Genomic DNA, 23,090 nt, shown 5'->3' with positions numbered 1-23,090 from the left:
GCGAGCGACGCTAGGCGGGATACCCGACAGCTTCTGGCGTGATTTCCTTCAGCTCTCCCTCCTCCAGCAGCAGCCATCGGGTGATGCCGATCGACTCCAGGAACGGCAGGTCGTGACTGGCCACGATCAGCGCCCCCTCGTACGACTCCAGCGCGGTGGTGAGCTGCCGCACGCTCGCCATGTCCAGGTTGTTCGTCGGTTCGTCCAGCATCAGCAGCTGCGGGGCGGGCTCGGCCAGCATCAGCGCGGCCAGCGCCGCCTGGAAACGCTCGCCGCCCGACAGTGTCGCCGCCTTCTGGTCGGCACGGGCGCCCCGGAACAGGAAGCGGGCCAGCCGCGCCCGGATCCGGTTGTTGGTGGCGCCCGGCGCGAACCGGGCCACGTTCTCGGCGACGCTCAGCTCGCCGTCGAGGACGTCCAGGCGCTGCGGCAGGAACCGCATCGGGACGTGCGCCGTCGCCTCGCCCGCCACCGGCTCCAGCTCGCCGGCGACCGTGCGCAGCAGCGTGGTCTTGCCCGCGCCGTTGCGCCCGATCAGCGCGATCCGCTCGGGGCCGTGCAGATCGAAACCGCCCTCCACCCGCGCGCCGTAGAGGAGTTCCAGGTCCCGGAGCGTCAGCACCGAGCGGCCCGGCGGCACGGCGGTGTACGGCAGGTCGACGCGGATCTCGTCGTCGTCCCGTACCGCCTCCACCGCGTCGTCGAGCCGCTCCCTGGCCTCGGCGAGCTTCTCCTCGTGCATGATCCGGTGCTTGCCCGCGGACTCCTGCGCCGCGCGCTTGCGTGCGCCCATGACGATCTTCGGTTCGCGCTTCTGGTCCCACATCTTCTGGCCGTACCGCTTGCGGCGGGCCAGTTTGACCTGGGCGTCGGCCAGCTCGCGCTTCTGCTTGCGCAGGTCCGACTCGGCGACGCGCACCATGCGTTCGGCCGCGTCCTGCTCCACGGCCAGCGCCTCCTCGTACGCCGAGAAGTTGCCGCCGTACCAGGTGATCTCACCGGAGCGCAGGTCGGCGATCTGGTCGACGAGGTCCAGCAGCTCGCGGTCGTGACTGACCACGACCATCACCCCGGGCCAGGAGGCCACGGCCGCGTACAGCCGCCTGCGTGCGTACAGGTCGAGGTTGTTGGTGGGCTCGTCCAGGAGCAGGACGTCGGGCCGGCGCAGCAGCAGCGAGGCCAGGCGCAGCAGTACCGACTCGCCGCCCGAGACCTCGCCGACGGTGCGGTCGAGCCCGACGTGACCGAGACCGAGTTCGCCGAGCGTGGCGAGGGCGCGCTCCTCGACGTCCCAGTCGTCGCCGACCGTCTCGAAGTGCTCCTCGGCCACGTCGCCCGCCTCGATGGCGTGCAGCGCGGCGCGTCGAGCGGCGATGCCGAGCGCCTCGTCGACCCGCAGCGCGGTGTCGAGCGTGACGTTCTGCGGCAGGTATCCGACCTCACCGGCCACGCGGGCCGTGCCGTCGGCCGGGGTGAGCTGCCCGGCGATCAGTTTCAACAGGGTGGACTTGCCCGACCCGTTGACACCGACGAGCCCGGTCCTGCCGGGGCCGAAAGCGGTGTCGAGTCCCTCGAAGACGGGCGTGCCGTCGGGCCAGGCGAAGGAGAGGGACGTACAGGTGATGGAAGCAGACATACAGGGTCTCCGCGGTTGCTTGAAGCGGTCAGGGGCAAACGCGTATCGAGACACCGGGAGGCGGCGACGCCGTCGGGCGAGGGAAGGAGGAGTCACGGGGAGTGCTCGGGCATGAAAAAAGCCCTGCTCCGCAAGGACGGCTCGAACGCCGAGGTCGCACGCGGCGTGCACACATGACATGTGTGACGCGGTGTCTCAGGACCTCAGACGAGCAACGTCCTTCTCCAATCGGCGGCAACAGAAGCGCTGTACACCGTACGAGAAACCGGGTGGGCTGTCAACGCCTTACCGCGGATCGGTTTCACGGCCCCAAGGAGGCCCCGTGCCCAACGGCTCGCCCGACGGCTCGCTCTCACTGCCGGCCAGGCTCTGCCTGCTGGCCTGGGACCCGGCGCGGCCCGGCGCCGCCGACGCCGCCCGGCTCCACCACCTGGTGCGCGCCGGCGCGCTCACCGAACTGGCCCAGCGCGGTCTGCTCACCGACGACGAGGGGATCGCCACCCCCGTCGACCTGGACTCCCGCACCGGGGACACCGCCCTCGACGGACTGCTGGACCTCGTCCGCGAGTCGATGCCGCACCGGTGGCGTACCTGGGTGCGGCTGCACGCGCGGGTCACCTTCGACGCGGTCCGGGAGCAGTTGGTGGCCGAGGGGTATCTGCGCGCCGAGAAGAAGCGCGTCCTCGGTGTCTTCCCGTCCGTGGAGTACGTCCTGGCGCGGGCTGCGGCGGCGCGGGCGCTGCGCGAGGAGACGCGGTACGTCCTGGAGGGGCCGGTACCGGCCGGGGAGGTCGCGGAGCGGGACGCGGCCGTGGCCGCACTGGCGGCCGCCGCGCAACCGCGCACCCTCGGATTCCGCACCGTCGAGTCCGCCGTGACCGGCGCGCGCCGGGACGACCGCGTCGCCGAGCTGGCCGGGCGCGGCGGCGCGGCGGCACCCGGGCTGCGGAGGATCGTCGACGAGGTGCGGGGAGCGGTGAGCGCGGAGACGGCGCGGGCCGTGGCGTCGGCGGGCGGGTGAGCCGGCCCGTGCGGCGGCGTCCCGGGCCGCGCCGGCCGGTCCCGCGGTCGGCGTGCGTGGCGGCGGGGGCTGCGCCCGCGGTTCCGTGCGTGGTTGCGCGAGGTTGCGCCGACGGGTGCCGTGCGTGGTTGTGCGAGGGCCGCGCCGGCGGGTGCCGTGCGTGGTTGTGCGAGGGCCGCGCCGGCGGGTTCCGTGCGTGGTTGCGCGAGGGCTGAGCCGGCAGCTCCCGCGGTCGGCGTGTGTGGCGGCGGCGGGGCCGCGTCAGCAGGTCCCGCGCATCAGCTCCGCCAGATCGTGGTCCAGGTCCAGCTGGAGGTGCTCCAGGCCGACCGGCACCAGCTCGCCGGTGGCCTGCAGGAAACGGCGCAGTTCGCCCGAGCGCACGTGGATCACGGCGGTGCCCTCGGGCGCGTGGAACTCCAGGACGGTGCGGTCGTACCCGTACGGGCGGACCCGCACGTCACCGTGACCGTCCGGCTCCCGCATCCCCGAGATGAGCAGCTCGCGGGAGAAGGTCCAGCAGACCTCCACGCCCTCGAGCGTGGCCGGAGCCGGGAAGGTCATGCGGACGGCGAACGGGTCGCTGCGGTCGTAGTGCAGCGTGGCGGGAATGCTCGGCATACGCGGCGCGGCGGCGACAAGACGCGCCTCGACGGGCTGCTCGATGACGGTGGACAACGCCTTGCTCCCTCGTGACGGCTGGACGTGCTTGCGGGGTCGTGCGGGCCGGGCACTGGAAGAGACGACGGAATCAGCCAATCCGTGCACACGATGACCGAGTGACCTCTGTCACCGCGTTCATGCGCGGAGGTGACGCGACTCTCCTCATGTGCCCCGTAAGGAACTTGATGGCACTCGTGCCCGCACGCGCGTGCCGCACACGGTCCTCTGGACGGCGGCGGGGCGGTGGGCTAGCTTCGCCCGCCATGAGGCGCTTGGGGAGCATGCGACGCACGGCACGGTCCGCCCGAACCGGCGGCGGGCGCGCGGGACGGGTGGTGATCGCCGGGGCGGTGTGCGCGGCGGCGCTGGCCGCGCTGACGGCGGCCGCCCCCGCGCAGGCGCACCAGCGCCCGCACTGGGAGCTGAAGGACACCGGGGGCACCGGGGCGTCCGACGTCCGGTTCCGGGGACTCGCGGCCGTCAGCCGGCACACCGCCTGGGTGGCCGGCACCCAGGGCACCGTCCTGCGCACCACCGACGGCGGCGACAGCTGGCGGAACGTCTCCCCACCGGGCGCGGGTGAGCTGCAGTTCCGGGACATCGAGGCGTTCGACGCCCGCCGGGCCGTGGTCCTGGCCATCGGCGAGGGCGAGGCGTCCCGCGTCTACCGCACCGACGACGGCGGGGCGACCTGGACCGAGTCCTTCCGCAACACCGACGCGCGCGCCTTCTACGACTGCCTCACCTTCTTCGACCGCCGCCACGGCCTCGCCATGAGCGACCCGGTGGACGGGAAGTTCCGCATCCTGTCGACCAGCGACGGCGGGCGCTCCTGGACGGTGCTGCCGAGCGAGGGCATGCCGTCCGCGCAGGACGGCGAGGCCGGGTTCGCGGCCAGTGGCCAGTGCCTGGTCGCGTCCGGGCCGGAGGACGTGTGGCTGGCCACCGGCGGCGCGGCACGCGCGCGCGTGCTGCACTCCGCCGACCGGGGGCTCACCTGGACGGCCTCCGACGCCCCGGTCCCGGCGGGCGACCCGGCCCGGGGCGTCTTCGCCCTCGCCTTCCACGACCGCGCCCACGGCCTCGCGGTCGGCGGCGACTTCCGCGCCGACCGGCCCTCGCCCCGGGCGGCGGCGCGGACCACCGACGGCGGCCGCACCTGGCGGCCCGCCGACCGGCCGGCACCGGCCTACCGCTCGGGCGTCGCCTGGCTCCCGCACAGCCGTACGGCCGCCCTCGCGGTCGGCCCCACCGGCACGGATCTCACCACGGACGGCGGCCGCACCTGGCGGACCGTCGACACGGGCTCCTACGACACCGTGGACTGCACGGCCGACCTGGGCTGTTGGGCCGCCGGCGAGCAGGGACGGATCGCCCGGCTGGAGCGCTGACGCCGCGCGGTGCCGGGTGTTCGTCCGTAACGTGGGTAACCGTTCGCTGAACGTGAGAGGAAGTGAGCGGACATGCCACGCGGTTCGAGCTCCAAACGGGAGCGGCAGTACGAGCACATCAAGGACAGCGCCGAGGACCGTGGCGAGAGCACCGGCCGCGCCAAGGAGATCGCCGCCCGGACGGTGAACAAGGAACGCGCCCGGTCCGGCGAGTCGAAGACCGCCAGCCGTACGTCCACGCAGGACAAGTCGCCCGGCAAGCGCGGCGGCCGGCGGTCCGGCAACCGGCAGGGCCCCCAGGGACCCACCTACGACCAGCTGTACCAGGAGGCCAAGCGCCGCGACATCAGCGGTCGTTCGCACATGAACAAGGGCGAGCTGCAGCGTGCCCTGGGCAAGTGAGCCGTACGGCCCCTAGCCGGGGGTCTCCCGGTACCGCTCCAGTGCCGGTGCCGTCTTCGTGGCGACGAACTCGGTGACGCGGTACGCGCACACTCCGGCCCTGACGAAGGGGTCGCCCGCGGCGATCTCCTCGATCCGCGCCCGGTCCCCCGCGACGGCGATGATCACCCCGCCGTCGCGGGGCTCCTTGCGCCCGGACGCCAGGACCACCCCCTGCTCGTACAGGTCGTCGAGCCACGCCACGTGCTCCTCCAGCACGGCGTCGACGGCGTCGAGCGGGGCGGTGTACGACAGCTCCAGTACGAACATGATCGCGAGCCTACTCCGGGCCCCGTAGGCTTGCCGCCATCATGACGACCGTGACCGTGCAGATCCCCGCCGACTGGCCCGCGACCGAGGAGCGGGCCCGTGCCGTCCAGGACGAACTGCGGGCACGCGTGGTGCACGACGAGCCGGGCCCGCCGCCCGGCACCGGCCGGGTGACCGGCGTGGACGTCGCCTACGACGACGAACGCGACGTCGTCGCGGCGGCGGCCGTCGTGCTGGACGCCGCGACCCTCGCCGTCGTCGCCGAGTCCACGGCCGTCGGGCGGATCTCCTTCCCCTACGTGCCCGGCCTGCTCGCCTTCCGCGAGATCCCGACCGTCCTCGCCGCGCTCGACGCCCTGCCCGTCCCGCCCGGTCTGGTCGTCTGCGACGGCTACGGCCTGGCCCACCCGCGCCGCTTCGGCCTCGCCAGCCACCTGGGGGTGCTCACCGGACTGCCCACGATCGGCGTGGCCAAGAACCCGTTCACCTTCACGTACGACGACCCGGACGCGTCCCGCGGCAGTACGTCCCCGCTCCTCGACGGCGCCGAGGAGGTCGGGCGTGCCGTCCGTACCCGCGCCGGCGTCAAGCCGGTCTTCGTCTCCGCCGGGCATCGGGTGAGCCTCGACAACGCCTGCGCGCACACCCTGGCACTGGCCCCCGCCTACCGCCTGCCGGAGACCACCCGCAGGGCGGACGCCCTGTGCCGGGCGGCCCTGCGGGCGGCCACCACCTACTCTGCCTGACCCGCGACGCTCCAGCGGCCCACCTCCCGGTACGCGGAGTCGTAGACCACCGAACCGTCGCCCGGCCGCAGCGCGTAGTGGTGCAGGTTGCCGCCCCAGTACCGCAGGATCCGCTGCAACTCGCCCGTGGGGTCCTCGGCGAGCGCGCCCTCGTCCATGGTGACTTCGAGAAGGAACTTCATACCTTCAAGGGTTTCATTGAAGTCCTTCTTGGCACTTCACCGCGTTCGGCGGCGGGTGGACGTGCCTCGCGGCGGGCAAAGCCTCAAATCGTGGTGACTGCCGGCCGGTGCCGGTGCTCAGTCACCGGCTGAGTATCCGTACGGATGTGCCATGTCGCCGGCCGCGACAGGCTGGACCGCATGACGACGCACCGCGCACCCGAGCAGTCCGCCCACCGGCCCGCCCGGCCCACCGAGCGCGCCGTGGTCGCGGGGCTGGTGCTCGCCGTGGGGGCGGGGCTGGCCTGGATCGGCGGGATGATCTACACGGTCGCCGGGTGGTCGGGTTAGGGCCTGCCCACCGCACCGGACAGCCCATGGGGCGGCCCGCTATGGGCGGAGGCCCGGGGAGTGCCGCCCGTCGGCAGGACCGGGGGCGTGGGGCCACCGGCAGGCCCCGGGGTGGGCGTTCTCCGGGCAGGACGCGGGTGCGGGTCCTCCGGGCAGGCCGCGCAGGGTGTGCGTCCGCCGGGCAGGGCCCAGGCGCGGGTCCACTGGGCAGGCCCCGGGGTGGGCGTTCTCCGGGCAGGACCGGGGGCGTGGGGCCACCGGCAGGCCCCGGGGAGGGCGTTCTCCGGGCAGGCCCCGGGCGCGGGTCCTCCGAGCAGGGTGTGCATTCTCCGGGCAGGTCCGGGCGCGGGTCCACTGGGCAGGCCGCGCAGGGTGTGCGTCCGCCGGGCAGGCCCCGGGGCGGACGGTCAGCGGGTCGCGGCCACCCGGAAGCGGATTCCAGCCGCCCGCAGCCGCTCGATCAGCGCGTCCCCCATCGCCACGGCCGTCGTGACCTGCCCGGCCGTCGGCGGCAGGTCGTCGAGGGCGAGGGCGAGCGCCGCCTCGGCGAACATCTTCGCCGTCTCGTCGTACCCGGGGTCACCGCCCGCGACCTCGGTGAACACCTTCCGGCCGCCGCCCTCGCCCACGAAGCGGACCGAGAACCAGCTCTTCGCCCGTTTCTCGGGGCTCGGCCCGTCACCGGGCTTGAGCCGGCCGGACAGCCAGCGCCGCGCGGGCGGTACCTGAGCCGCCGCCACCAGCGCGCCCACGGCCGCCACCCCGCCCACCGCGACGGGCAGGTGCCGGACGGCCGCGTAGTGGCGGTAGCGGAAGTCGGGGCCGTACCGGTCCAGGGCCTTCGCGGAGCGCCGCACGATCTGCGCGTCGATGGTCGGCAGGGGCAGCGCCCACGCCCCCACCTCCCCGGCGAACCGCGGCGTGCCCGTCGGCGTCACCGCCCGGCGGCCCACCAGCCGGGGCTCGTGCCGCCGGCGTTCCCGCGCGGCGTCCCGCAGCTGCCGGCCGCGCGCGAACTGGCCCAGCGCGGAGGCGAACGTACCGCCCGAGAAGGTGGCGTCGGCGGTCACGAAGCCGTCCACGGCCAGCGGCACACCCTCCGGCAGCTGCCGCACCGTGAAGTACACGCCGAGGTCGTGCGGGACGGAGTCGAAGCCGCAGGCGTGCACCAGCCGGGCTCCGGTCTCCCGCGCGCGTGCGTCGTGGCGGACGTACGTCAGGTCCACGAACTCGGGTTCGCCGGTGAGGTCGAGACAGTCCGTGCCGGTCTCCGCGCAGGCGGCGACCAGCGCGTCGCCGTACCGGACGTACGGGCCCACCGTCGTGGCCACCACGCGGGCCCGCTCGGCGAGTTCGCGCAGCGAGGCCGGATCGGACACGTCCGCGCGCAGTACGCCGACGTCCACCGCGCCGGGCAGCCGCTCCCGCAGCCGCCGCAGCCTCTCCTCGCTGCGGCCGGCGATCGCCCAGCGCAGCCCGTCGGGGGCGTGCGCGGCGAGGTACTCCGCGGTGAGCTCGCCGACGAACCCCGTCGCTCCGAAGAGCACGATGTCGTACGGCCGGTCGGCCCTCTTCAGCCTGCTCATGACATCCCTTCGTCACCCGCCGGCGGCCCCTGGTTCCGCAGCACGCGCCGTTGCCGGTGGCTGAGGCTAGCGTGTGGACTGCCGGGCCGGAGAGGAGCCTGCCCCATAATTGGCTAAGCGCTTGCTCGCCCGGGTCTTGTGTCCAGTGGAACACGTTTCTAGCATCATCGGTGTTACATCAGTTGTGTCACAGAGCTGGGGGCTCGATGTCGCAAGCGGAGACGGTGGGGCGGACGCCGCCCGAGGGCCCGCTCACCGGTGTGCGCGTGGTCGAACTGGCCGGTATCGGCCCCGGGCCCTTCGCCGCCATGCTCCTGGCCGACCTGGGCGCCGACGTCGTCCGCGTCGACCGTCCCGGCGGACCCGGCCTCGCGATCGACCCCGCCCACGACGTCACCAACCGCAACAAGCGTTCGGTGATCGTCGACCTGAAGTCGGCGGACGGCCCGGCCCGCGTCCTCGACCTCGCCGAACGCGCCGACGTCCTGATCGAGGGCTACCGCCCCGGCGTCGCCGAACGGCTCGGCGTCGGTCCCGAGCACTGCCGCGTCCGCAACCCCCGCCTCGTCTACGGCCGCATGACCGGCTGGGGCCAGACCGGCCCCCTCGCCCAGAGCGCCGGCCACGACATCGGGTACATCGCGCTCACCGGCACCCTCGGCATGATCGGCGACCCCGACGCGCCGCCGGCCGTCCCCGCCAACCTCCTCGGCGACTACGCGGGCGGCTCCCTCTACCTGGTCGTCGGCATCCTCGCCGCCCTGCACCACGCCCGCGCGACCGGCACCGGCCAGGTCGTCGACGCCGCCATCGTCGACGGCACCGCCCACCTGTCCTCGATGATCCACGGCATGCTCGCCGCCGGGGGCTGGCAGGACCGCCGCGGCGCCAACCTCCTCGACGGCGGCTGCCCCTTCTACGGCACCTACGAGACCGCCGACGGCCGGTACATGGCGGTCGGCGCCCTGGAGCAGCGGTTCTACGCCGAGTTCACCGAGCTCCTCGGCATCCCCGACCAGGCGCCCGCCCGCGACGACATGGCCCGCTGGGCCGAGTTGCGCGAGGCCATCGCCACCCGGTTCAGGTCCCGCACCCGGGACGAGTGGACGGCCGTCTTCGCGGACTCCGACGCCTGCGTCGCCCCCGTCCTGTCGCTCCGCGAGGCCCCGCACCACCCGCACCTGGCCGCCCGCTCCACCTTCACCGACCACGGCGGCGTCACCCAGCCCGCCCCCGCACCCCGCTTCTCCGCGACCCCCACCGCCGTCCGCACCGGGCCCGCCCTGCCGGGTGCCGACACCGAGACAGTGGCCCGCGACTGGGACCTGCCGAGGAACCCTCGAACGAACAGCTGAACAGCCCCGCGAAAACCCTCAGTGAAAGGCCTGCCAGTGACCACCGAAGCGTACGTGTACGACGCGATCCGCACCCCGCGCGGACGCGGCAAGGCGAACGGCGCCCTGCACGGCACGAAGCCCGTCGACCTGGTCGTCGGCCTCATCCACGAGATCCGCGCCCGCTTCCCGGACCTGGACCCGGCCGCCGTCGACGACATCGTGCTCGGCGTCGTCGGCCCGGTCGGCGACCAGGGCTCCGACATCGCGCGCATCGCCGCCCTCGCGGCCGGACTGCCGGACACCGTGGCGGGCGTCCAGGAGAACCGCTTCTGCGCCTCGGGCCTGGAGGCCGTCAACCTGGCCGCGGCCAAGGTGCGTTCCGGCTGGGAGGACCTGGTCCTCGCGGGCGGCGTCGAGTCGATGTCCCGGGTGCCGATGGCCTCGGACGGCGGCGCCTGGTTCAACGACCCGATGACCAACCTCGCCACCAACTTCGTCCCCCAGGGCATCGGCGCCGACCTGATCGCCACCCTCGAGGGCTTCACGCGCCGCGACGTCGACGAGTACGCGGCCCTCTCCCAGGAGCGCGCGGCGACCGCCTGGAAGGAGAACCGCTTCGAGCGGTCCGTCGTCCCGGTGAAGGACCGCGCCGGCCTCACCGTCCTCGACCACGACGAGCACCTGCGCCCCGGCACCACCGCCGACTCCCTCGCGAAGCTCAAGCCGTCCTTCGCCGACATCGGCGAACTCGGCGGCTTCGACGCCGTGGCGCTGCAGAAGTACCACTGGGTGGAGAAGATCGACCACGTCCACCACGCGGGCAACTCCTCCGGCATCGTCGACGGCGCCTCCCTGGTCGCCATCGGCTCCAAGGAGGTCGGCGACCGCTACGGCCTCACCCCGCGCGCCCGGATCGTCTCCGCCGCCGTCTCCGGCTCCGAGCCCACCATCATGCTCACCGGCCCCGCCCCCGCCACCCGCAAGGCGCTCGCCAAGGCCGGGCTGACCATCGACGACATCGACCTGGTCGAGATCAACGAGGCGTTCGCCGCGGTCGTCCTGCGCTACGTCAAGGACATGGGCCTGTCCCTGGACAAGGTCAACGTCAACGGCGGCGCCATCGCGCTCGGCCACCCCCTCGGCGCCACCGGCGCGATGATCCTCGGCACGCTCGTCGACGAACTGGAGCGCCAGGACAAGCGCTACGGCCTCGCCACCCTGTGCGTGGGCGGCGGCATGGGCATCGCCACGATCGTCGAGCGCGTCTGATCCCTGCGGAAGCGGCACCACGGCCACCGAAGACCTCACTGGAGACCCCTGTCATGACGACCGAGAGCACCACCATCCGCTGGGAACAGGACGACACCGGGATCGTCACCCTCGTCCTCGACGACCCCGACCAGTCCGCGAACACCATGAACCGGGCGTTCCGCGAATCCCTCGCGGTGATCACCGACCGCCTGGAGGCAGAGAAGGACTCGATCCGCGGCGTCATCGTCACCTCCGCCAAGAAGACCTTCTTCGCCGGCGGCGACCTGCGCGACCTGATCCGCGTCACCCCGGAGACCGCCCAGGACCTCTTCGACGGCGGCATGGCGATCAAGCGGAACCTGCGCCGCATCGAGACCCTCGGCAAGCCCGTCGTCGCCGCCATGAACGGCGCCGCGCTCGGCGGAGGCTACGAGATCGCCCTCGCCTGCCACCACCGCGTCGCCCTCGACGCCCCCGGCTCCAAGATCGGCTGCCCCGAGGTCACCCTCGGCCTGCTGCCCGGAGGCGGCGGCGTCGTCCGCACCGTCCGGATGCTCGGCATCACCGACGCGCTCCTGAAGGTCCTCCTCCAGGGCACCCAGTACAACCCGCGCCGCGCCCGGGAGAACGGCCTGGTCGACGAGATCGCCGACACCCGCGAGGACATGCTCGCCAAGGCCCGCGCCTTCATCGACGCCAACCCGGAGTCCGCCCAGCCCTGGGACCGGCCCGGCTACCGCATCCCCGGCGGCACCCCCGCCCACCCCAAGTTCGCGGCCAACCTGCCCGCCTTCCCCGCCAACCTGCGCAAGCAGACGAACGGCGCCCCCTACCCGGCACCGCGCAACATCATGGCCGCCGCCGTCGAGGGCTCCCAGGTCGACTTCGAGACCGCCCAGGTCATCGAGGCCCGGTATTTCGTCGAGCTGGCCGCCGGGCAGACCTCGAAGAACATGATCCAGGCGTTCTTCTTCGATCTCCAGGCGGTCAACTCCGGTGCCAGTCGTCCGAAGGGCGTCGAGCCCCGCAAGGTCACGAAGGTGGCCGTCCTCGGCGCCGGCATGATGGGCGCGGGCATCGCCTACGCGTGTGCCCGCGCGGGCATCGACGTCGTCCTGAAGGACGTCGCCCTGGAAGCGGCCGTCAAGGGCAAGGGCTACTCCGAGAAGCTGTGTGCCAAGGCGGTCGCCAAGGGCCGTACGAGCCGGGAGAAGGCCGACGCACTGCTGGCACGGATCACGCCGACCGCCGAGGCCGCCGACCTGGCGGGCTGCGACGCGGTGATCGAGGCCGTCTTCGAGGACACCTCGCTCAAGCACAAGGTGTTCCAGGAGGTCCAGGACGTCGTCGCCCCCGACGCGCTGCTGTGTTCCAACACCTCCACGCTTCCCATCACGGCGCTGGCCGAGGGCGTCGAGCGGCAGGCCGACTTCATCGGGCTGCACTTCTTCTCGCCGGTCGACAGGATGCCGCTCGTCGAGATCATCAAGGGAGCGCGGACGGGTGACGAGGCGCTGGCTCGCGCCTTCGACCTGGTGCGGCAGATCAGGAAGACGCCGATCGTGGTCAACGACTCGCGTGGTTTCTTCACCTCCCGGGTCATCGGCCATTTCATGAACGAGGGCGTGGCGATGGTCGGTGAGGGCATCGAGCCCGCCTCCGTCGAGCAGGCGGCGGCGCAGGCGGGTTACCCGGCCAAGGTGCTCGCCCTGATGGACGAGCTGACCCTCACGCTGCCCCGGAAGATCCGCGAGGAGACCAGGCGGGCCGTGGAGGAGGCGGGCGGTACCTGGACCGCGCACCCGGCCGAGGCCGTCATCGACCGCATGGTGGACGAGTTCGGACGTCCCGGGCGCAGCGGGGGCGCCGGGTTCTACGAGTACGGGGACGACGGCAAGCGGGCAGGACTGTGGCCGGGTCTGCGGGAGCACTTCACCAAGCCCGGGTACGAGATCCCCTTCGAGGACATGCGGGAACGCATGCTCTTCGCGGAGGCGCTCGACACGGTCAGGCTCCTGGAGGAGGGCGTGCTGACCTCCGTCGCCGACGCCAACATCGGCTCGGTCTTCGGCATCGGCTTCCCCGGCTGGACCGGCGGCGTCCTCCAGTACATCAACGGCTACGGCGACTACGCCGGGGCAGGTGCCGGCCTGCCCGGCTTCGTGGCCCGCGCCCGCGAGCTCGCCGACCGCTACGGCGAACGCTTCGCGCCGCCCGCGCTGCTGGTGGAGAAGGCGGACAAGGGGGAGGTCTTCACCGACGCCCGTTGAGCCGCCGCGTCACCCGCCCGCGTGCTTGCCGGCGCCGTCGTCGGTGTCCTTGTCGAGCCACTCCCGCAGCTCCGCCCGCAGCGACCGCTGGAACGTGGTCAGCAGCGCCCGGACCACGATCGGGTGCATGTGCGCGGACAGGGACCGCGCGTCCCGCGCGTCGCGTTCGGCGACCGCGTCGCGCAGCAGCCGCGACAGGTCGCGCGCGGCGGCGCGGGAGTGCTCGAGGAGGGCCGTACGGGCGGCGAGGAGCGTCTCGGGGGAGAAGGGCATGTCGAGCAGCTCGACGCCGAGCCGGAGCAGCCCGGCGTCGAGCCGGTAGGCGTCACCGTCCCGTGCGACGACGTCCATCGCGGTGAGCCGGTCCACCTCGTCGTCCGTCAGCGGCCGGCCCGCCCGCCGGTCCAGCTCCTCGCGCGTGACGCTCTCCACCGTCTCCGGAGCCCAGGAGGCCACCACCGCGCGCTGCAGCGCGAGGTCGTGGGGGCTCAGGTCCGGCGGCAGCTGCTGCAGATACCGCTCGATCGCGGCCAGCGTCATGCCCTGGTGCTGCAACTCCTCGATCAGCGCCAGCCGGGCCAGATGCTCCCCGCCGTAGCGGCCCACCCGGCGCGGGCCGATCGCCGGCGGCGGCAGCAGCCCCCTGGTGCCGTAGAAGCGGACCGTGCGCACCGTGACGCCGGCCCGCGCGGCCAGCTCGTCGATCGTGAGGGTCGGCTCCTCGGTGTCGGTCGTCGTCATGAGCAGCAGTATCGCTGTCCCACCAATGCTGTGACACCTCTTGTGCACCATGTGGAGACGGCTGACGGATCCTGTGACAAGTCACGCTGTGTGACATGAGCCACCGCATGCCCACGCAGAGTCGTGGGAAGGTGCTGTCTCGGTCTGTGCCGTCAATGGGTGGTGCGGGCCCGAGACACAGGTACGGACGACTCGGGCGTACCCCGCCCGAGGCACCAGAGAGTGGAACCACCCGTGAGCAAGGACGCCGTCGACACGGCACAGGTCGCCGCCCACCCCCAGGCGACCGGGACCATCCCCGCGGACGCGGGCGACGCCGGTTACAGCAAGGGCCTCAAGGCCCGCCACGTCAACATGATCGCCATCGGCGGCGCGATAGGCACCGGCCTCTTCCTCGGCGCCGGCGGACGCCTGCGCGACGCGGGCCCGGCGCTCGCGATCGCCTACCTCGTCTGCGGCGTCTTCGCCTTCTTCGTGGTCCGGGCACTCGGTGAGCTGGTGCTCTACCGCCCCTCCTCCGGATCCTTCGTGTCGTACGCGCGCGAGTTCCTCGGCGAGAAGGGCGCCTACGTCGCCGGCTGGATGTACTTCCTGAACTGGTCGACGACCGGTATCGCCGACATCACCGCGATCGCGCTGTACACGCACTACTGGAGCATGTTCACGAGCATCCCCCAATGGGTGCTCGCGCTGATCGCCCTCGCGGTGGTCCTGGCGGTGAACCTCATCTCGGTGAAGATCTTCGGCGAGATGGAGTTCTGGTTCGCGATCATCAAGGTCGCCACCCTCGTCGGCTTCATGCTGATCGGCATCTTCCTGCTGGCCACCCAGCACGACGTGGGCGGCCAGACCCCGGGCGTGAGCGTCATCACGGACAACGGGGGCGTCTTCCCGCACGGCGTGATGCCCGTCGTCCTGGTGATGCAGGGCGTGATCTTCGCGTACGCGGCCCTCGAACTGGTCGGTGTCGCCGCGGGTGAGACCGCCGAGCCGGAGAAGGTCGTCCCGCGCGCGGTGAACTCGATCATGTGGCGTGTCGCCCTGTTCTACGTCGGCTCGGTCGTCCTGCTGGCCCTGCTGCTGCCCGGCTCGCTCTACTCCGGCGACGAGAGCCCGTTCGTCACCGTCCTGTCGAGGATCGGTGTCCCGGCGGCCGGTGACGTGATGAACCTCGTGGTCCTCACCGCCGCGATGTCGTCCCTGAACTCCGGCCTGTACTCCACCGGCCGCATCCTGCGCTCCATGGCGATGGCGGGCTCCGCGCCCAAGTTCACCAGCGTGATGAGCCGCAGCCAGGTGCCCTACGGCGGCATCCTGCTGACCTGCGGGGTCTGCGTCCTCGGCGTCGGCCTGAACTACCTGGTGCCGAGCAAGGCCTTCGAGATCGTGCTGAACGTCGCCTCCCTGGGCATCATCAGCACCTGGGTGATCATCATGGTCTGCCACCTGGTCTTCGTGCGCCGGGCGCGCGCGGGCCTGGTCGCCCGGCCGCACTTCCGCCTGCCCGGCAGCCCGGTCACGGAGATCGCCACGATCGTCTTCCTGCTGGCGTGCCTCGGCATGATGTGGAACGACCCCGAGGTCGGCCGCAAGACCCTCCTGCTCATTCCCGTGCTCGCCGTCATGCTGGTCGCCGGCTGGTTCGGCGTGCGCCGCCGGGTGGCGCGGAACGCCGACCGGGAGCTGGGCAGCCTCACCCCATAGGACAGGGGTGCCCCGGGCCGCGGCCACTGTCAGCGGTGGCCTCTACTGTGGCGTCATGTCGGAGATCAGGTATGTCCGGGGTGACGCCACCGTCCCGTCGGTCAAGGGCGTCAAGATAATCGCCCACGTCTGCAACGACCTCGGCGGCTGGGGCAAGGGCTTCGTCCTGGCCGTGTCACGCCGCTGGCCGGAACCCGAGGCGGCCTACCGCGCCTGGCACCGCGACCGCGCCTCCAACGACTTCGGGCTGGGCGCGGTCCAGCTCGTCCAGGTCGAGCCGTACGTGTGGGTGGCCAACATGATCGGCCAGCGCGGCATGAGGACCGGCAGCAAGGGCGTCCCCGTGCGCTACGAGGCGATCGACACGGCACTCGGCCGCCTCGCCGACAGGGCGGCCGAGCTCCAGGCGTCCGTGCACATGCCCCGCATAGGCTGCGGCCTGGCCGGCGGCAAATGGTCCCGAGTCGAACCGCTCATCACCGAGCGCCTGGCCCGGCGCGGCGTCCCCGTGACGGTCTACGACCACGGCGACGCCGCCTGAGACCTGCCGGCCCAGTGCCCAGTGGCCAGCGCTCAGTGCTCGTGCACGTCGTTCGTCGCGGCGATCTTCCGCCACGACCGTGGGCGCACGGGCGCGTCCGACGCCTTCGCGAGGGACGCCGCGCGCGCCGCCGGAGCGTCGGGTTTCGACGGCTGGAACAGCCAGGTGTCGAACAGCGCGGCCAGCGGCTTGCCGGAGACCTCCTCGGCGTACCGCCGGAAGTCGGCGACGGAGGCGTTGCCGTGGGCGTACCGCGCGGGCCATCCCTTGAGGATCGCGAAGAAGTCCTCGTCCCCGACCTCGTCGCGCAGCGCGTGCACGGCCAGCGCGCCCCGGTCGTAGACCGCGATGTCGAACTGGTTGTCCGGCCCCGGATCACCGGGCTTCACCGTCCAGAACGGGTCGTCGGCCGGGCGGGAGGCGTACGTGTAGTCGGCCAGCTCCTGCGCCGTGCCCTCGCCCTCGTGTTCGGACCACAGCCACTGGGCGTACCGCGCGAAGCCCTCGTTGAGCCAGATGTCCTTCCAGCCGCGCACGGAGACCAGGTCGCCGTACCACTGGTGGGCCAGCTCGTGCACGACGACGGACACGTTCGACCCGATCGCGAACTGCCGGGGGCTGTAGAACGGACGGGTCTGCGTCTCCAGCGCGTACCCGGTGTCCGTGTTCGGCACGTATCCGCCGAGCGCGTCGAACGGGTAGGGCCCGAAGTACCCGGCCAGCCAGTCGGCGACCTCCCCGGTCCGTTCCACGCTGGCCCGCGCCGCGCCGTCGTTCGCGCCCAGGTCCTTGCTGTAGGCGTTGACGACCGGGATGCCGCTCTCGGTCGTGCCGGTGGTGAGGTCGAACCGGCCGACCGCCAGCGTGGCCAGATACGTGGCCTGCGGTTTGTCGGAGCGCCAGTTGAACCGGGTCCAGCCCAGCCGTGAGCTCGTCGACCGGAGCGTGCCGTTGGAGACGGCCTGGGTGCCGTCCGGAACCTGCACCGACACGTCGTAGGTGGCCTTGTCGAGCGGGTGGTCGTTGCTGGGGAACCACCACCAGGCCGCCTCCGGCTCGCTCGCGCCGACGCCTCCGTCCGGGGTGCGGTGCCAGCTGGTGGAGCCGTACGCCTTCTTCGAGGACGGCACGCCGCTGTAGCGGACGACGACGGTGACGGGTGTGCCCTTGGGCAGCGGGCTCTTCGGGGTGATCTCCAGCTCGTGCTCGCCCGAGGCCGCGAAGGACGCCTCGGCGCCGTTCACGCGAACCTCGCCGACGTCGAGCAGGAAGTCCAGATTGAACCGCGACAGGTCCTGGGTGGTGCGGGCCAGGATCGTCGCCGTCCCCTCCAGCCGGTCCGTGGCGGGCCGGTACCTCAGGCGCAGGTCGTAGTGGGAGACGTCGTATCCGCCGTTGCCGTACGCAGGGTAGTAGGGGTCGCCGATACCCGGAGCGCCGGGGGAGGGGGCCGCCGCCGACGCCGGGATCGCCAGCATGAGGGAAGCGGCGCCCAGCGCGCCCGGCACGATGATGCTGCGGTGCACGAAAGCTCCAAGTCGTCGGGGCACGAGGTCTGTTCGGAGCCTATTCGTCCCTTGTACGTGCAGTCGTGTCCACGGCCGTCCTGTCACACGTTTGCCATTCGGCCGTCATGCGACACCCGGCTCCAGGAGACACCCGACGCCCTCTTCTGCGCGGGAGCCGACCGATGTACCGTCCCGCGCATGCCGATACGCACGCGCTTCACGATCTGGAGACCGCTCGCGACGGCGGCCACGGCCGCTCTCATGGCAACCTTCCTCACACCCGTCGCGGCGGCGCACCCCGCAACCCCGCGACAGAGCGAACCGGTCCACTCCTACGAGGACGCCATCCGCGAGGCCGTCTGGGTGGACACCGGGTACGACGGGGACGGCGACGGCGAGGACGACCGCGTCGCCGTCGACATCGTCCGCCCCCGCGAACCCGCGCGGCAGGGCCGGAAGGTCCCCGTCATCATGGACGCCAGCCCGTACTACTCCTGCTGCGGGCGCGGCAACGAGAGCCAGAAGAAGACGTACGACGCCGACGGCGACGTCGACGGCATGCCGCTGTACTACGACAACTACTTCGTGCCCCGCGGCTACGCCTTCGTCGGCGTCGACCTGGCCGGCACCAACCGCTCCGACGGCTGTGTCGACGTCGGCGGGCGCTCCGACGTCCAGTCCGCGAAGGCCGTCGTCGACTGGCTGAACGGCCGCGCGAAGGCGTACACCACCCGCACCGGCGGCGAGCGCGCCGAGGCGGGCTGGACCAACGGCAGGACGGGCATGATCGGCAAGAGCTGGGACGGCACCGTGGCGAACGGTGTCGCCGCCACCGGCGTCGAGGGCCTGGAGACCATCGTCCCGATCGCCGCCATCTCCTCCTGGTACGACTACTACTTCAGCCAGGGCGCCCCGCTGTACGACTCCGGCCCGGAATGGCTGTCCGACTACGTCAACAGCCCCGACGCGCGCGCGAAGTGCGACGCCGTCCAGCAGAGGCTCGTCGACGGCGCCCCGCGCACCGGCGACTGGACGAAGCCGTGGACCGAGCGGGACTACGTGAAGGCCGCGAGCAAGGTGAAGGCGAGCGTCTTCCTCGTCCACGGCATGCAGGACCTCAACGTCCGCATGCAGCACGTCGGCCCGTGGTGGAACGCCCTCGCGAAGAACGGCGTCGACCGCAAGATATGGCTCTCCCGGACCGGCCACGTCGACCCCTTCGACTTCCGCCGCGCCGAGTGGGTCGACACCCTGCACCGCTGGTTCGACCACGAACTGCTCGGCTACGACAACGGCATCGACCGCGAGCCCATGGCCGACATCGAACGCGGGCCCGACCAGTGGGAGACGTCGAGGACCTGGCCGTCGCGCTCCACCGCCACCACGACCCTGCGCCCCGGCGACGGCGCGCAGCCCGGCGTCGGCACGCTCGGACTGCGCCGGGACCACGGCACCGAGACCTTCACCGACGACCCCGCGCTGAACGAGACCGACTGGGCCGCGCACATCGACGAGCCCACCCCGGGCAAGGCCGGGTTCGTCACCGGCCCGCTCACCCGCGACCTGCGCCTGTCCGGCGCCTCCGAGGTCACCGTCACCGCCCGGTCCAGTACCCCGACGGCCCACCTCTCCGCCGTCCTCGTCGACCTCGGCCCCGACACCATCCGCGACTACGCCGACCCCGGCGAGGGCATCACCACCCTCACCGACCGCACCTGCTGGGGCCCGAGCACCCCGGGCGACAGCTCCTGCTACCGGGAGACGGCGGCGAAGACCACCGACGTGGACTACACGGTCGTCAGCCGCGGCTGGGCCGACCTCGGCAACCACGCGTCCAAGTGGCGGGGCCGCCCGCTCACCCCGGGCAAGGCGTACAGCGTCACCCTCGACCTGGCCGCCACCGACCACGTCGTCCCGGCCGGCCACCGGCTCGCGCTCATCGTCGGGGGCACCGACAAGGGCCTCATCGACCCTCCCGCCGACACGCCGACACTCACCGTGGACCTCTCCCGCACGTCGGCACGCGTACCGTTCGTCGGCGGCACCGCCGCGTTCGCCGAGGCCACCGCCGGTACCGCGACCGCCGCTCCCGCACCCGCGCCCCTCGACGGCGTGACCGCGCCGCACACGACCCACCGCGTCCCGAAGGGAGGCCGATGAACCGCCTGCGCACCCTCACCGTGACCACCGCGGCGGCCACCGCGGCCCTCGCCGCGTCCCTCCTCACCGCACCGGCCCACGCCGCCGGCCCCGCACACCACCCGCCCCGCACCGGCTTCGAGAAGACGCACGGCGCCCGCTGGACCAGCCAGCCCGAGGAGCAGGCGCTGCTGGCCGCCGCCGACCGGGCGAGCGACCGCGTCGCCGTCGACCGCATCGGTACCACGAAGCAGAACCGCCCCCTCCAACTGGTGACGATCGGCAGGCCCGCCGCCCCGAACAAGGTGCTCCTCGTGTGCAGCCAGCACGGCGACGAGCCCTCCGGCCGCGAGGCCTGCCTGTCCACCGTGCGCGACCTGGCCTACGCGACGGACCGGCGGACCCGGCGCTTCCTGGACCGCACCACCGTGCTGGTCGTGCCCACCGCCAACCCCGACGGCCGGGCCGCCGACACCCGCGGCAACGGCGACGGCGTGGACGTCAACCGCGACCACCTCGCCCTGAAGACGGCCGAGGCCCGCGCCCTCGCCGCCGTCGTCCGCGACCAGCGCCCCGACGTCCTCTACGACCTGCACGAGTACGGCGCCACACCCCCGTACTACGACAAGGACCTCTTCGACCTCTGGCCCCGCAACCTCAACACCCACACCCGGGTCCACGAGGAGGCCCGCGCCCTGTCCGGCGCGTACGTCCGCCCCGCCGCCGAGCGGGCCGGCCACTCGACCGGCACCTACGGCATCTGGACCGATCCCGTCACCGGCGACCCGGTCAAGCAGACCGCGGGCGACGGCCAGGAACGCATCCTGCGGAACATGTCCGGCGTGAAGCACTCGGTCGGCCTGCTCATCGAGAGCCGCGTCGACGCGCTCACCGACGCCGAGCGCGAGGACGAGGCCCTGAACAACCGGCGCCGGGTGAAGTCCCAGCTCGCGGCCCTGGACGGCATGTTCCGCTACGCCGACCAGCGGCGCGGACGCGTCGAGGCGGCCACCGCGGCCGCCCGCCGGTCCGGCCCGGCCGACTCCGGGGCCGTGTACCTCGGCGGCGCGGACAACGACCCGGCCGAGCCCACCGAGGTGATCGAGGACCCGCCCTGCGGCTACCGGCTCACGCCCGCCCAGTACAGGGACCTGAAGGACGAACTGGCCCTCCATGGTGTACGTGCCCGTCAGGACGGGGAGAAGGGCGCCTACGTACCGCTGCGCCAGCCGCTGCGCGCCCTGGTGCCGCTGCTCCTGGACGAGCGAGCGACGTACCGCTTGACGGTGGGTGAACCCGACACCCACTGCTGATGAGGTGAGTTCTGCGTCGCACGTGGTAAGGGCGTAACGGAGGATTGTTTTCAGCCTCACCGACTTGAAAGGTGCCGCCTGTGACGCAGGACCGACCAAGCGACAAGGAACACCACGAAAGAGGCACGCTGCCGGGTTCGGAAGCGGGCCTGCCGGGGCAGGAGCACAAACCCCGGACCGACCGCGTCGTCTTCGGCGTCACGGCCGTCGTGACCCTGGCCTTCGTCATCTGGGGCGCCGTCGGCACCGATTCGCTGCAGGACGCCTCCGGCACCATGCTCAGCGGCCTGATGCACAACGGCGGCTGGGCGTTCGTGCTGGCCGCCTCCGGCTTCGTCGTCTTCGCGCTCTGGCTCGCGGCCAGCCGCTACGGCCGCATCCACCTCGGCGCCGAGGGTGAGAAGCCCGAGTTCCGCACGGTGTCCTGGGTCGCCATGATGTTCAGCGCGGGCATGGGCATCGGTCTGATGTTCTGGGGCGTGAGCGAGCCGCTGGCGCACTACACGGCTGCCCCGCCGGGCTCCAGCCCCGCCGACTCCGGCGACCGCATGGCGACGGCCATGGCCACCACCCTGTTCCACTGGACGCTTCACCCGTGGGCGATCTACGCGGTGGTCGGCCTCGGCATCGCCTACAGCACGTTCCGCAGGCGCCGCCGTCAGACCATCAGCGCCGTGTTCACGCCGCTCATCGGCGAGAAGCACGCCAACGGGGTCAGCGGCCGGGTCATCGACATCCTGGCCATCATCGCGACGGTCTTCGGCTCCGCGGCCTCGCTCGGCCTCGGCGCGCTGCAGATCGGCTCCGGTGTCGAGAAGCTCGACTGGATGGACAAGGTCAGCACCGGGCTGCTGGTCGGCATCATCGCGGTGCTGACCGTGGCGTTCGTGGCCTCCGCGGTCTCCGGCGTCGAGAAGGGCATCCAGTGGCTGTCCAACACCAACATGGTGCTGGCCCTGCTGCTCGTCGTGTTCGTGTTCGCGGCGGGCCCGACCATCCTCATCCTCGACCTGCTGCCGACCTCGGTCTTCGCCTACCTCGGCGACCTGCCCGAGATGGCCGGCCGCACCGAGATCAGCGGCGGCGAGGGCGTCGCCGACTGGCTGGGCAGCTGGACGGTCTTCTACTGGGCGTGGTGGATCTCCTGGACGCCCTTCGTCGGCATGTTCATCGCCCGCATCAGCCGGGGCCGGACCATCCGCCAGTTCATCGGCGGCGTCATCCTCGTCCCCAGCACGGTCAGCCTGGTCTGGTTCGCGATCTTCGGCGGCTCGGCGATGAGGCTTCAGGAGCAGAACCGGCTCGGCGACGAGACGACCCCGGAGGGCCGGCTCTTCGCCGTGCTGCAGGAGTACCCCATCGCCACCGTCACCAGCCTGCTGGTGATGGTCCTCGTCGGCATCTTCTTCGTCTCGGGCGCCGACGCGGCCTCCATCGTGATGGGCACCCTCTCGCAGAAGGGCGCGCTCGAACCCAGCCGCTGGGTCGTGGTGTTCTGGGGTGTGGTGACCGGCGCGGTCGCCGCCATCATGCTCCTGGTCGGCAGCGGCGAGGGCGACGCGCTCACCGGTCTGCAGAACCTCACGATCCTCGCGGCGGCGCCCTTCGTCATCGTGATGATCTTCATGTGCATCGCCCTCATGCGCGACCTGCGCCGCGACCCCCTCATGGTGCGCGGTGAGATGGCCTCCGAAGCCGTCGAGCTGGCCGTCATCGAGGGCCACAAGCGGTACGAGGGCGACTTCGAGATCCGCATCGGCCCGGGCCCCGGCACGGACGTGGAGGGCGATCCGATCGGCAAGCACCCCTGACCGCCACCGAGGCGATCGGCCGGCGGGGGGGGGGGGGGGGGGGGGGCCGCCCCCCCCCCCCCCCCCCCCCCCCCCCCCCCCTCGGGGCGCCCCCCCCCCCCCCGGGGGGGGGGGGGGCCCCCCCCCCCCCCCCCGCGCCGGACGGTACGGCGTCGGCGTCGGCCGGTGCTGTCTCCTGGTCCGGCACCAAGAAGTTCGTCCAGATCGAC

The 23,090-nt window shown here is 72.4% G+C and carries 20 protein-coding genes; 13 read left to right on the top strand and 7 right to left on the bottom strand.

The window, feature by feature from the left end; translation table 11 throughout:
- Positions 1-10 precede the first annotated feature (10 nt).
- Positions 11-1,636 (bottom strand): ABC-F family ATP-binding cassette domain-containing protein, encoded by a 1,626-nt coding sequence (locus ACP4J0_RS04695; protein ID WP_426597305.1) that lies wholly within the window; start codon positions 1,634-1,636, stop codon positions 11-13.
- A gap of 322 nt (positions 1,637-1,958) precedes the next feature.
- On the opposite strand from ACP4J0_RS04695, the gene ACP4J0_RS04690 reads away from it, so the two are divergent.
- Entirely contained in the window at positions 1,959-2,657 is a 699-nt protein-coding gene (locus ACP4J0_RS04690) for a GOLPH3/VPS74 family protein (RefSeq protein ID WP_426597304.1), read from the top strand.
- Positions 2,658-2,918: 261 nt separating this feature from the next.
- Here the strand turns inward: ACP4J0_RS04690 and ACP4J0_RS04685 are convergent, their stop codons facing one another.
- On the bottom strand, positions 2,919-3,335 hold the full coding sequence (locus ACP4J0_RS04685) for an SsgA family sporulation/cell division regulator (RefSeq protein ID WP_426597303.1): 417 nt from the start codon (positions 3,333-3,335) through the stop codon (positions 2,919-2,921).
- Between the two features lie 266 nt (positions 3,336-3,601).
- Here ACP4J0_RS04685 and ACP4J0_RS04680 point away from each other — a divergent pair, with 266 nt between their 5' ends.
- A complete protein-coding gene (locus ACP4J0_RS04680) occupies positions 3,602-4,711 on the top strand; it encodes a WD40/YVTN/BNR-like repeat-containing protein (RefSeq protein WP_426597302.1) in 1,110 nt (369 codons plus the stop codon).
- A gap of 72 nt (positions 4,712-4,783) precedes the next feature.
- Positions 4,784-5,113 carry a plasmid stabilization protein gene (locus tag ACP4J0_RS04675; RefSeq protein WP_426597301.1) on the top strand — a complete coding sequence of 110 codons (330 nt, stop codon included), beginning with the start codon at positions 4,784-4,786 and terminating at the stop codon, positions 5,111-5,113.
- A gap of 12 nt (positions 5,114-5,125) precedes the next feature.
- Here the strand turns inward: ACP4J0_RS04675 and ACP4J0_RS04670 are convergent, their stop codons facing one another.
- Complete coding sequence (locus ACP4J0_RS04670; protein WP_426517347.1) at positions 5,126-5,422, bottom strand: YciI family protein; 297 nt, start codon at positions 5,420-5,422, stop codon at positions 5,126-5,128.
- 41 nt (positions 5,423-5,463) lie between these two features.
- Here ACP4J0_RS04670 and ACP4J0_RS04665 point away from each other — a divergent pair, with 41 nt between their 5' ends.
- Positions 5,464-6,168, top strand: coding sequence for an endonuclease V (locus ACP4J0_RS04665; protein ID WP_426597300.1), 705 nt, complete (start codon positions 5,464-5,466; stop codon positions 6,166-6,168).
- On the opposite strand, the gene ACP4J0_RS04660 is transcribed toward ACP4J0_RS04665, so the two are convergent.
- Positions 6,156-6,350 (bottom strand): hypothetical protein, encoded by a 195-nt coding sequence (locus ACP4J0_RS04660; protein ID WP_426597299.1) that lies wholly within the window; start codon positions 6,348-6,350, stop codon positions 6,156-6,158. The genes ACP4J0_RS04665 and ACP4J0_RS04660 overlap by 13 nt on opposite strands.
- 180 nt (positions 6,351-6,530) lie before the next feature.
- Here ACP4J0_RS04660 and mmpA point away from each other — a divergent pair, with 180 nt between their 5' ends.
- Positions 6,531-6,680, top strand: coding sequence for a morphogenic membrane protein MmpA (gene mmpA, locus ACP4J0_RS04655; RefSeq protein ID WP_426517341.1), 150 nt, complete (start codon positions 6,531-6,533; stop codon positions 6,678-6,680).
- Positions 6,681-7,087: 407 nt separating this feature from the next.
- Here the strand turns inward: mmpA and ACP4J0_RS04650 are convergent, their stop codons facing one another.
- Positions 7,088-8,266, bottom strand: coding sequence for a saccharopine dehydrogenase family protein (locus ACP4J0_RS04650; RefSeq protein WP_426597298.1), 1,179 nt, complete (start codon positions 8,264-8,266; stop codon positions 7,088-7,090).
- A 206-nt stretch (positions 8,267-8,472) separates the two neighbouring features.
- Here ACP4J0_RS04650 and ACP4J0_RS04645 point away from each other — a divergent pair, with 206 nt between their 5' ends.
- The 3 genes from ACP4J0_RS04645 to ACP4J0_RS04635 are packed head-to-tail and all read left to right on the top strand — an operon-like array spanning position 8,473 to position 13,124.
- Positions 8,473-9,621, top strand: coding sequence for a CaiB/BaiF CoA transferase family protein (locus ACP4J0_RS04645; protein ID WP_426597297.1), 1,149 nt, complete (start codon positions 8,473-8,475; stop codon positions 9,619-9,621).
- A gap of 36 nt (positions 9,622-9,657) precedes the next feature.
- The gene (locus tag ACP4J0_RS04640; RefSeq protein WP_426597296.1) at positions 9,658-10,872 is read left to right on the top strand and encodes an acetyl-CoA C-acetyltransferase; all 1,215 of its coding nucleotides are present in this window, start codon (positions 9,658-9,660) and stop codon (positions 10,870-10,872) included.
- Positions 10,873-10,925: 53 nt separating this feature from the next.
- Positions 10,926-13,124 carry a 3-hydroxyacyl-CoA dehydrogenase NAD-binding domain-containing protein gene (locus ACP4J0_RS04635; RefSeq protein WP_426597295.1) on the top strand — a complete coding sequence of 733 codons (2,199 nt, stop codon included), beginning with the start codon at positions 10,926-10,928 and terminating at the stop codon, positions 13,122-13,124.
- A gap of 9 nt (positions 13,125-13,133) precedes the next feature.
- Here ACP4J0_RS04635 and ACP4J0_RS04630 read toward each other — a convergent pair whose 3' ends face one another.
- Positions 13,134-13,865, bottom strand: coding sequence for a MerR family transcriptional regulator (locus tag ACP4J0_RS04630; RefSeq protein ID WP_426597294.1), 732 nt, complete (start codon positions 13,863-13,865; stop codon positions 13,134-13,136).
- 234 nt (positions 13,866-14,099) lie between these two features.
- Between ACP4J0_RS04630 and ACP4J0_RS04625 the strand changes: the two genes are divergently transcribed.
- Together ACP4J0_RS04625 and ACP4J0_RS04620 are read left to right on the top strand one after the other, a co-directional pair.
- Entirely contained in the window at positions 14,100-15,569 is a 1,470-nt protein-coding gene (locus tag ACP4J0_RS04625) for an amino acid permease (RefSeq protein ID WP_426597293.1), read from the top strand.
- A 55-nt stretch (positions 15,570-15,624) separates the two neighbouring features.
- On the top strand, positions 15,625-16,110 hold the full coding sequence (locus ACP4J0_RS04620) for a macro domain-containing protein (protein ID WP_426597292.1): 486 nt from the start codon (positions 15,625-15,627) through the stop codon (positions 16,108-16,110).
- Positions 16,111-16,142: 32 nt separating this feature from the next.
- Here ACP4J0_RS04620 and ACP4J0_RS04615 read toward each other — a convergent pair whose 3' ends face one another.
- Positions 16,143-17,636: a M1 family metallopeptidase gene (locus ACP4J0_RS04615; protein WP_426597291.1), complete on the bottom strand. Its 1,494-nt coding sequence runs from the start codon at positions 17,634-17,636 to the stop codon at positions 16,143-16,145.
- Between the two features lie 180 nt (positions 17,637-17,816).
- Here ACP4J0_RS04615 and ACP4J0_RS04610 point away from each other — a divergent pair, with 180 nt between their 5' ends.
- From ACP4J0_RS04610 to ACP4J0_RS04600, 3 genes are all read left to right on the top strand, one after another.
- Positions 17,817-19,778 carry a Xaa-Pro dipeptidyl-peptidase gene (locus tag ACP4J0_RS04610; RefSeq protein WP_426597290.1) on the top strand — a complete coding sequence of 654 codons (1,962 nt, stop codon included), beginning with the start codon at positions 17,817-17,819 and terminating at the stop codon, positions 19,776-19,778.
- On the top strand, positions 19,775-21,070 hold the full coding sequence (locus ACP4J0_RS04605; RefSeq protein ID WP_426597289.1) for a M14 family metallopeptidase: 1,296 nt from the start codon (positions 19,775-19,777) through the stop codon (positions 21,068-21,070). The genes ACP4J0_RS04610 and ACP4J0_RS04605 overlap by 4 nt, the downstream gene beginning before the upstream one ends.
- An 80-nt stretch (positions 21,071-21,150) precedes the next feature.
- Entirely contained in the window at positions 21,151-22,881 is a 1,731-nt protein-coding gene (locus ACP4J0_RS04600; protein ID WP_426597288.1) for a BCCT family transporter, read from the top strand.
- Positions 22,882-23,090 lie beyond the last annotated feature (209 nt).

This window comes from Streptomyces sp. WG7 (assembly GCF_049975785.1).
Classification (GTDB): Bacteria; Actinomycetota; Actinomycetes; order Streptomycetales; family Streptomycetaceae; genus Streptomyces.
This window is presented reverse-complemented; position numbering and strand designations above follow the sequence as displayed.

What these genes read in the sequence shown, in the direction of transcription:
- ACP4J0_RS04695 (WP_426597305.1), bottom strand. Translation starts at nt 1,636, where the DNA reads ATGTCTGCTTCCATCACCTGTACGTCCCTCTCCTTCGCCTGGCCCGAC.
- ACP4J0_RS04680 (WP_426597302.1), top strand. Translation starts at nt 3,602, where the DNA reads ATGCGACGCACGGCACGGTCCGCCCGAACCGGCGGCGGGCGCGCGGGA.
- ACP4J0_RS04675 (WP_426597301.1), top strand. Translation starts at nt 4,784, where the DNA reads ATGCCACGCGGTTCGAGCTCCAAACGGGAGCGGCAGTACGAGCACATC.
- ACP4J0_RS04670 (WP_426517347.1), bottom strand. Translation starts at nt 5,422, where the DNA reads ATGTTCGTACTGGAGCTGTCGTACACCGCCCCGCTCGACGCCGTCGAC.
- ACP4J0_RS04665 (WP_426597300.1), top strand. Translation starts at nt 5,464, where the DNA reads ATGACGACCGTGACCGTGCAGATCCCCGCCGACTGGCCCGCGACCGAG.
- ACP4J0_RS04660 (WP_426597299.1), bottom strand. Translation starts at nt 6,350, where the DNA reads ATGAAGTTCCTTCTCGAAGTCACCATGGACGAGGGCGCGCTCGCCGAG.
- mmpA (WP_426517341.1), top strand. Translation starts at nt 6,531, where the DNA reads ATGACGACGCACCGCGCACCCGAGCAGTCCGCCCACCGGCCCGCCCGG.
- ACP4J0_RS04650 (WP_426597298.1), bottom strand. Translation starts at nt 8,266, where the DNA reads ATGAGCAGGCTGAAGAGGGCCGACCGGCCGTACGACATCGTGCTCTTC.
- ACP4J0_RS04645 (WP_426597297.1), top strand. Translation starts at nt 8,473, where the DNA reads ATGTCGCAAGCGGAGACGGTGGGGCGGACGCCGCCCGAGGGCCCGCTC.
- ACP4J0_RS04635 (WP_426597295.1), top strand. Translation starts at nt 10,926, where the DNA reads ATGACGACCGAGAGCACCACCATCCGCTGGGAACAGGACGACACCGGG.
- ACP4J0_RS04630 (WP_426597294.1), bottom strand. Translation starts at nt 13,865, where the DNA reads ATGACGACGACCGACACCGAGGAGCCGACCCTCACGATCGACGAGCTG.
- ACP4J0_RS04620 (WP_426597292.1), top strand. Translation starts at nt 15,625, where the DNA reads ATGTCGGAGATCAGGTATGTCCGGGGTGACGCCACCGTCCCGTCGGTC.
- ACP4J0_RS04610 (WP_426597290.1), top strand. Translation starts at nt 17,817, where the DNA reads ATGCCGATACGCACGCGCTTCACGATCTGGAGACCGCTCGCGACGGCG.
- ACP4J0_RS04605 (WP_426597289.1), top strand. Translation starts at nt 19,775, where the DNA reads ATGAACCGCCTGCGCACCCTCACCGTGACCACCGCGGCGGCCACCGCG.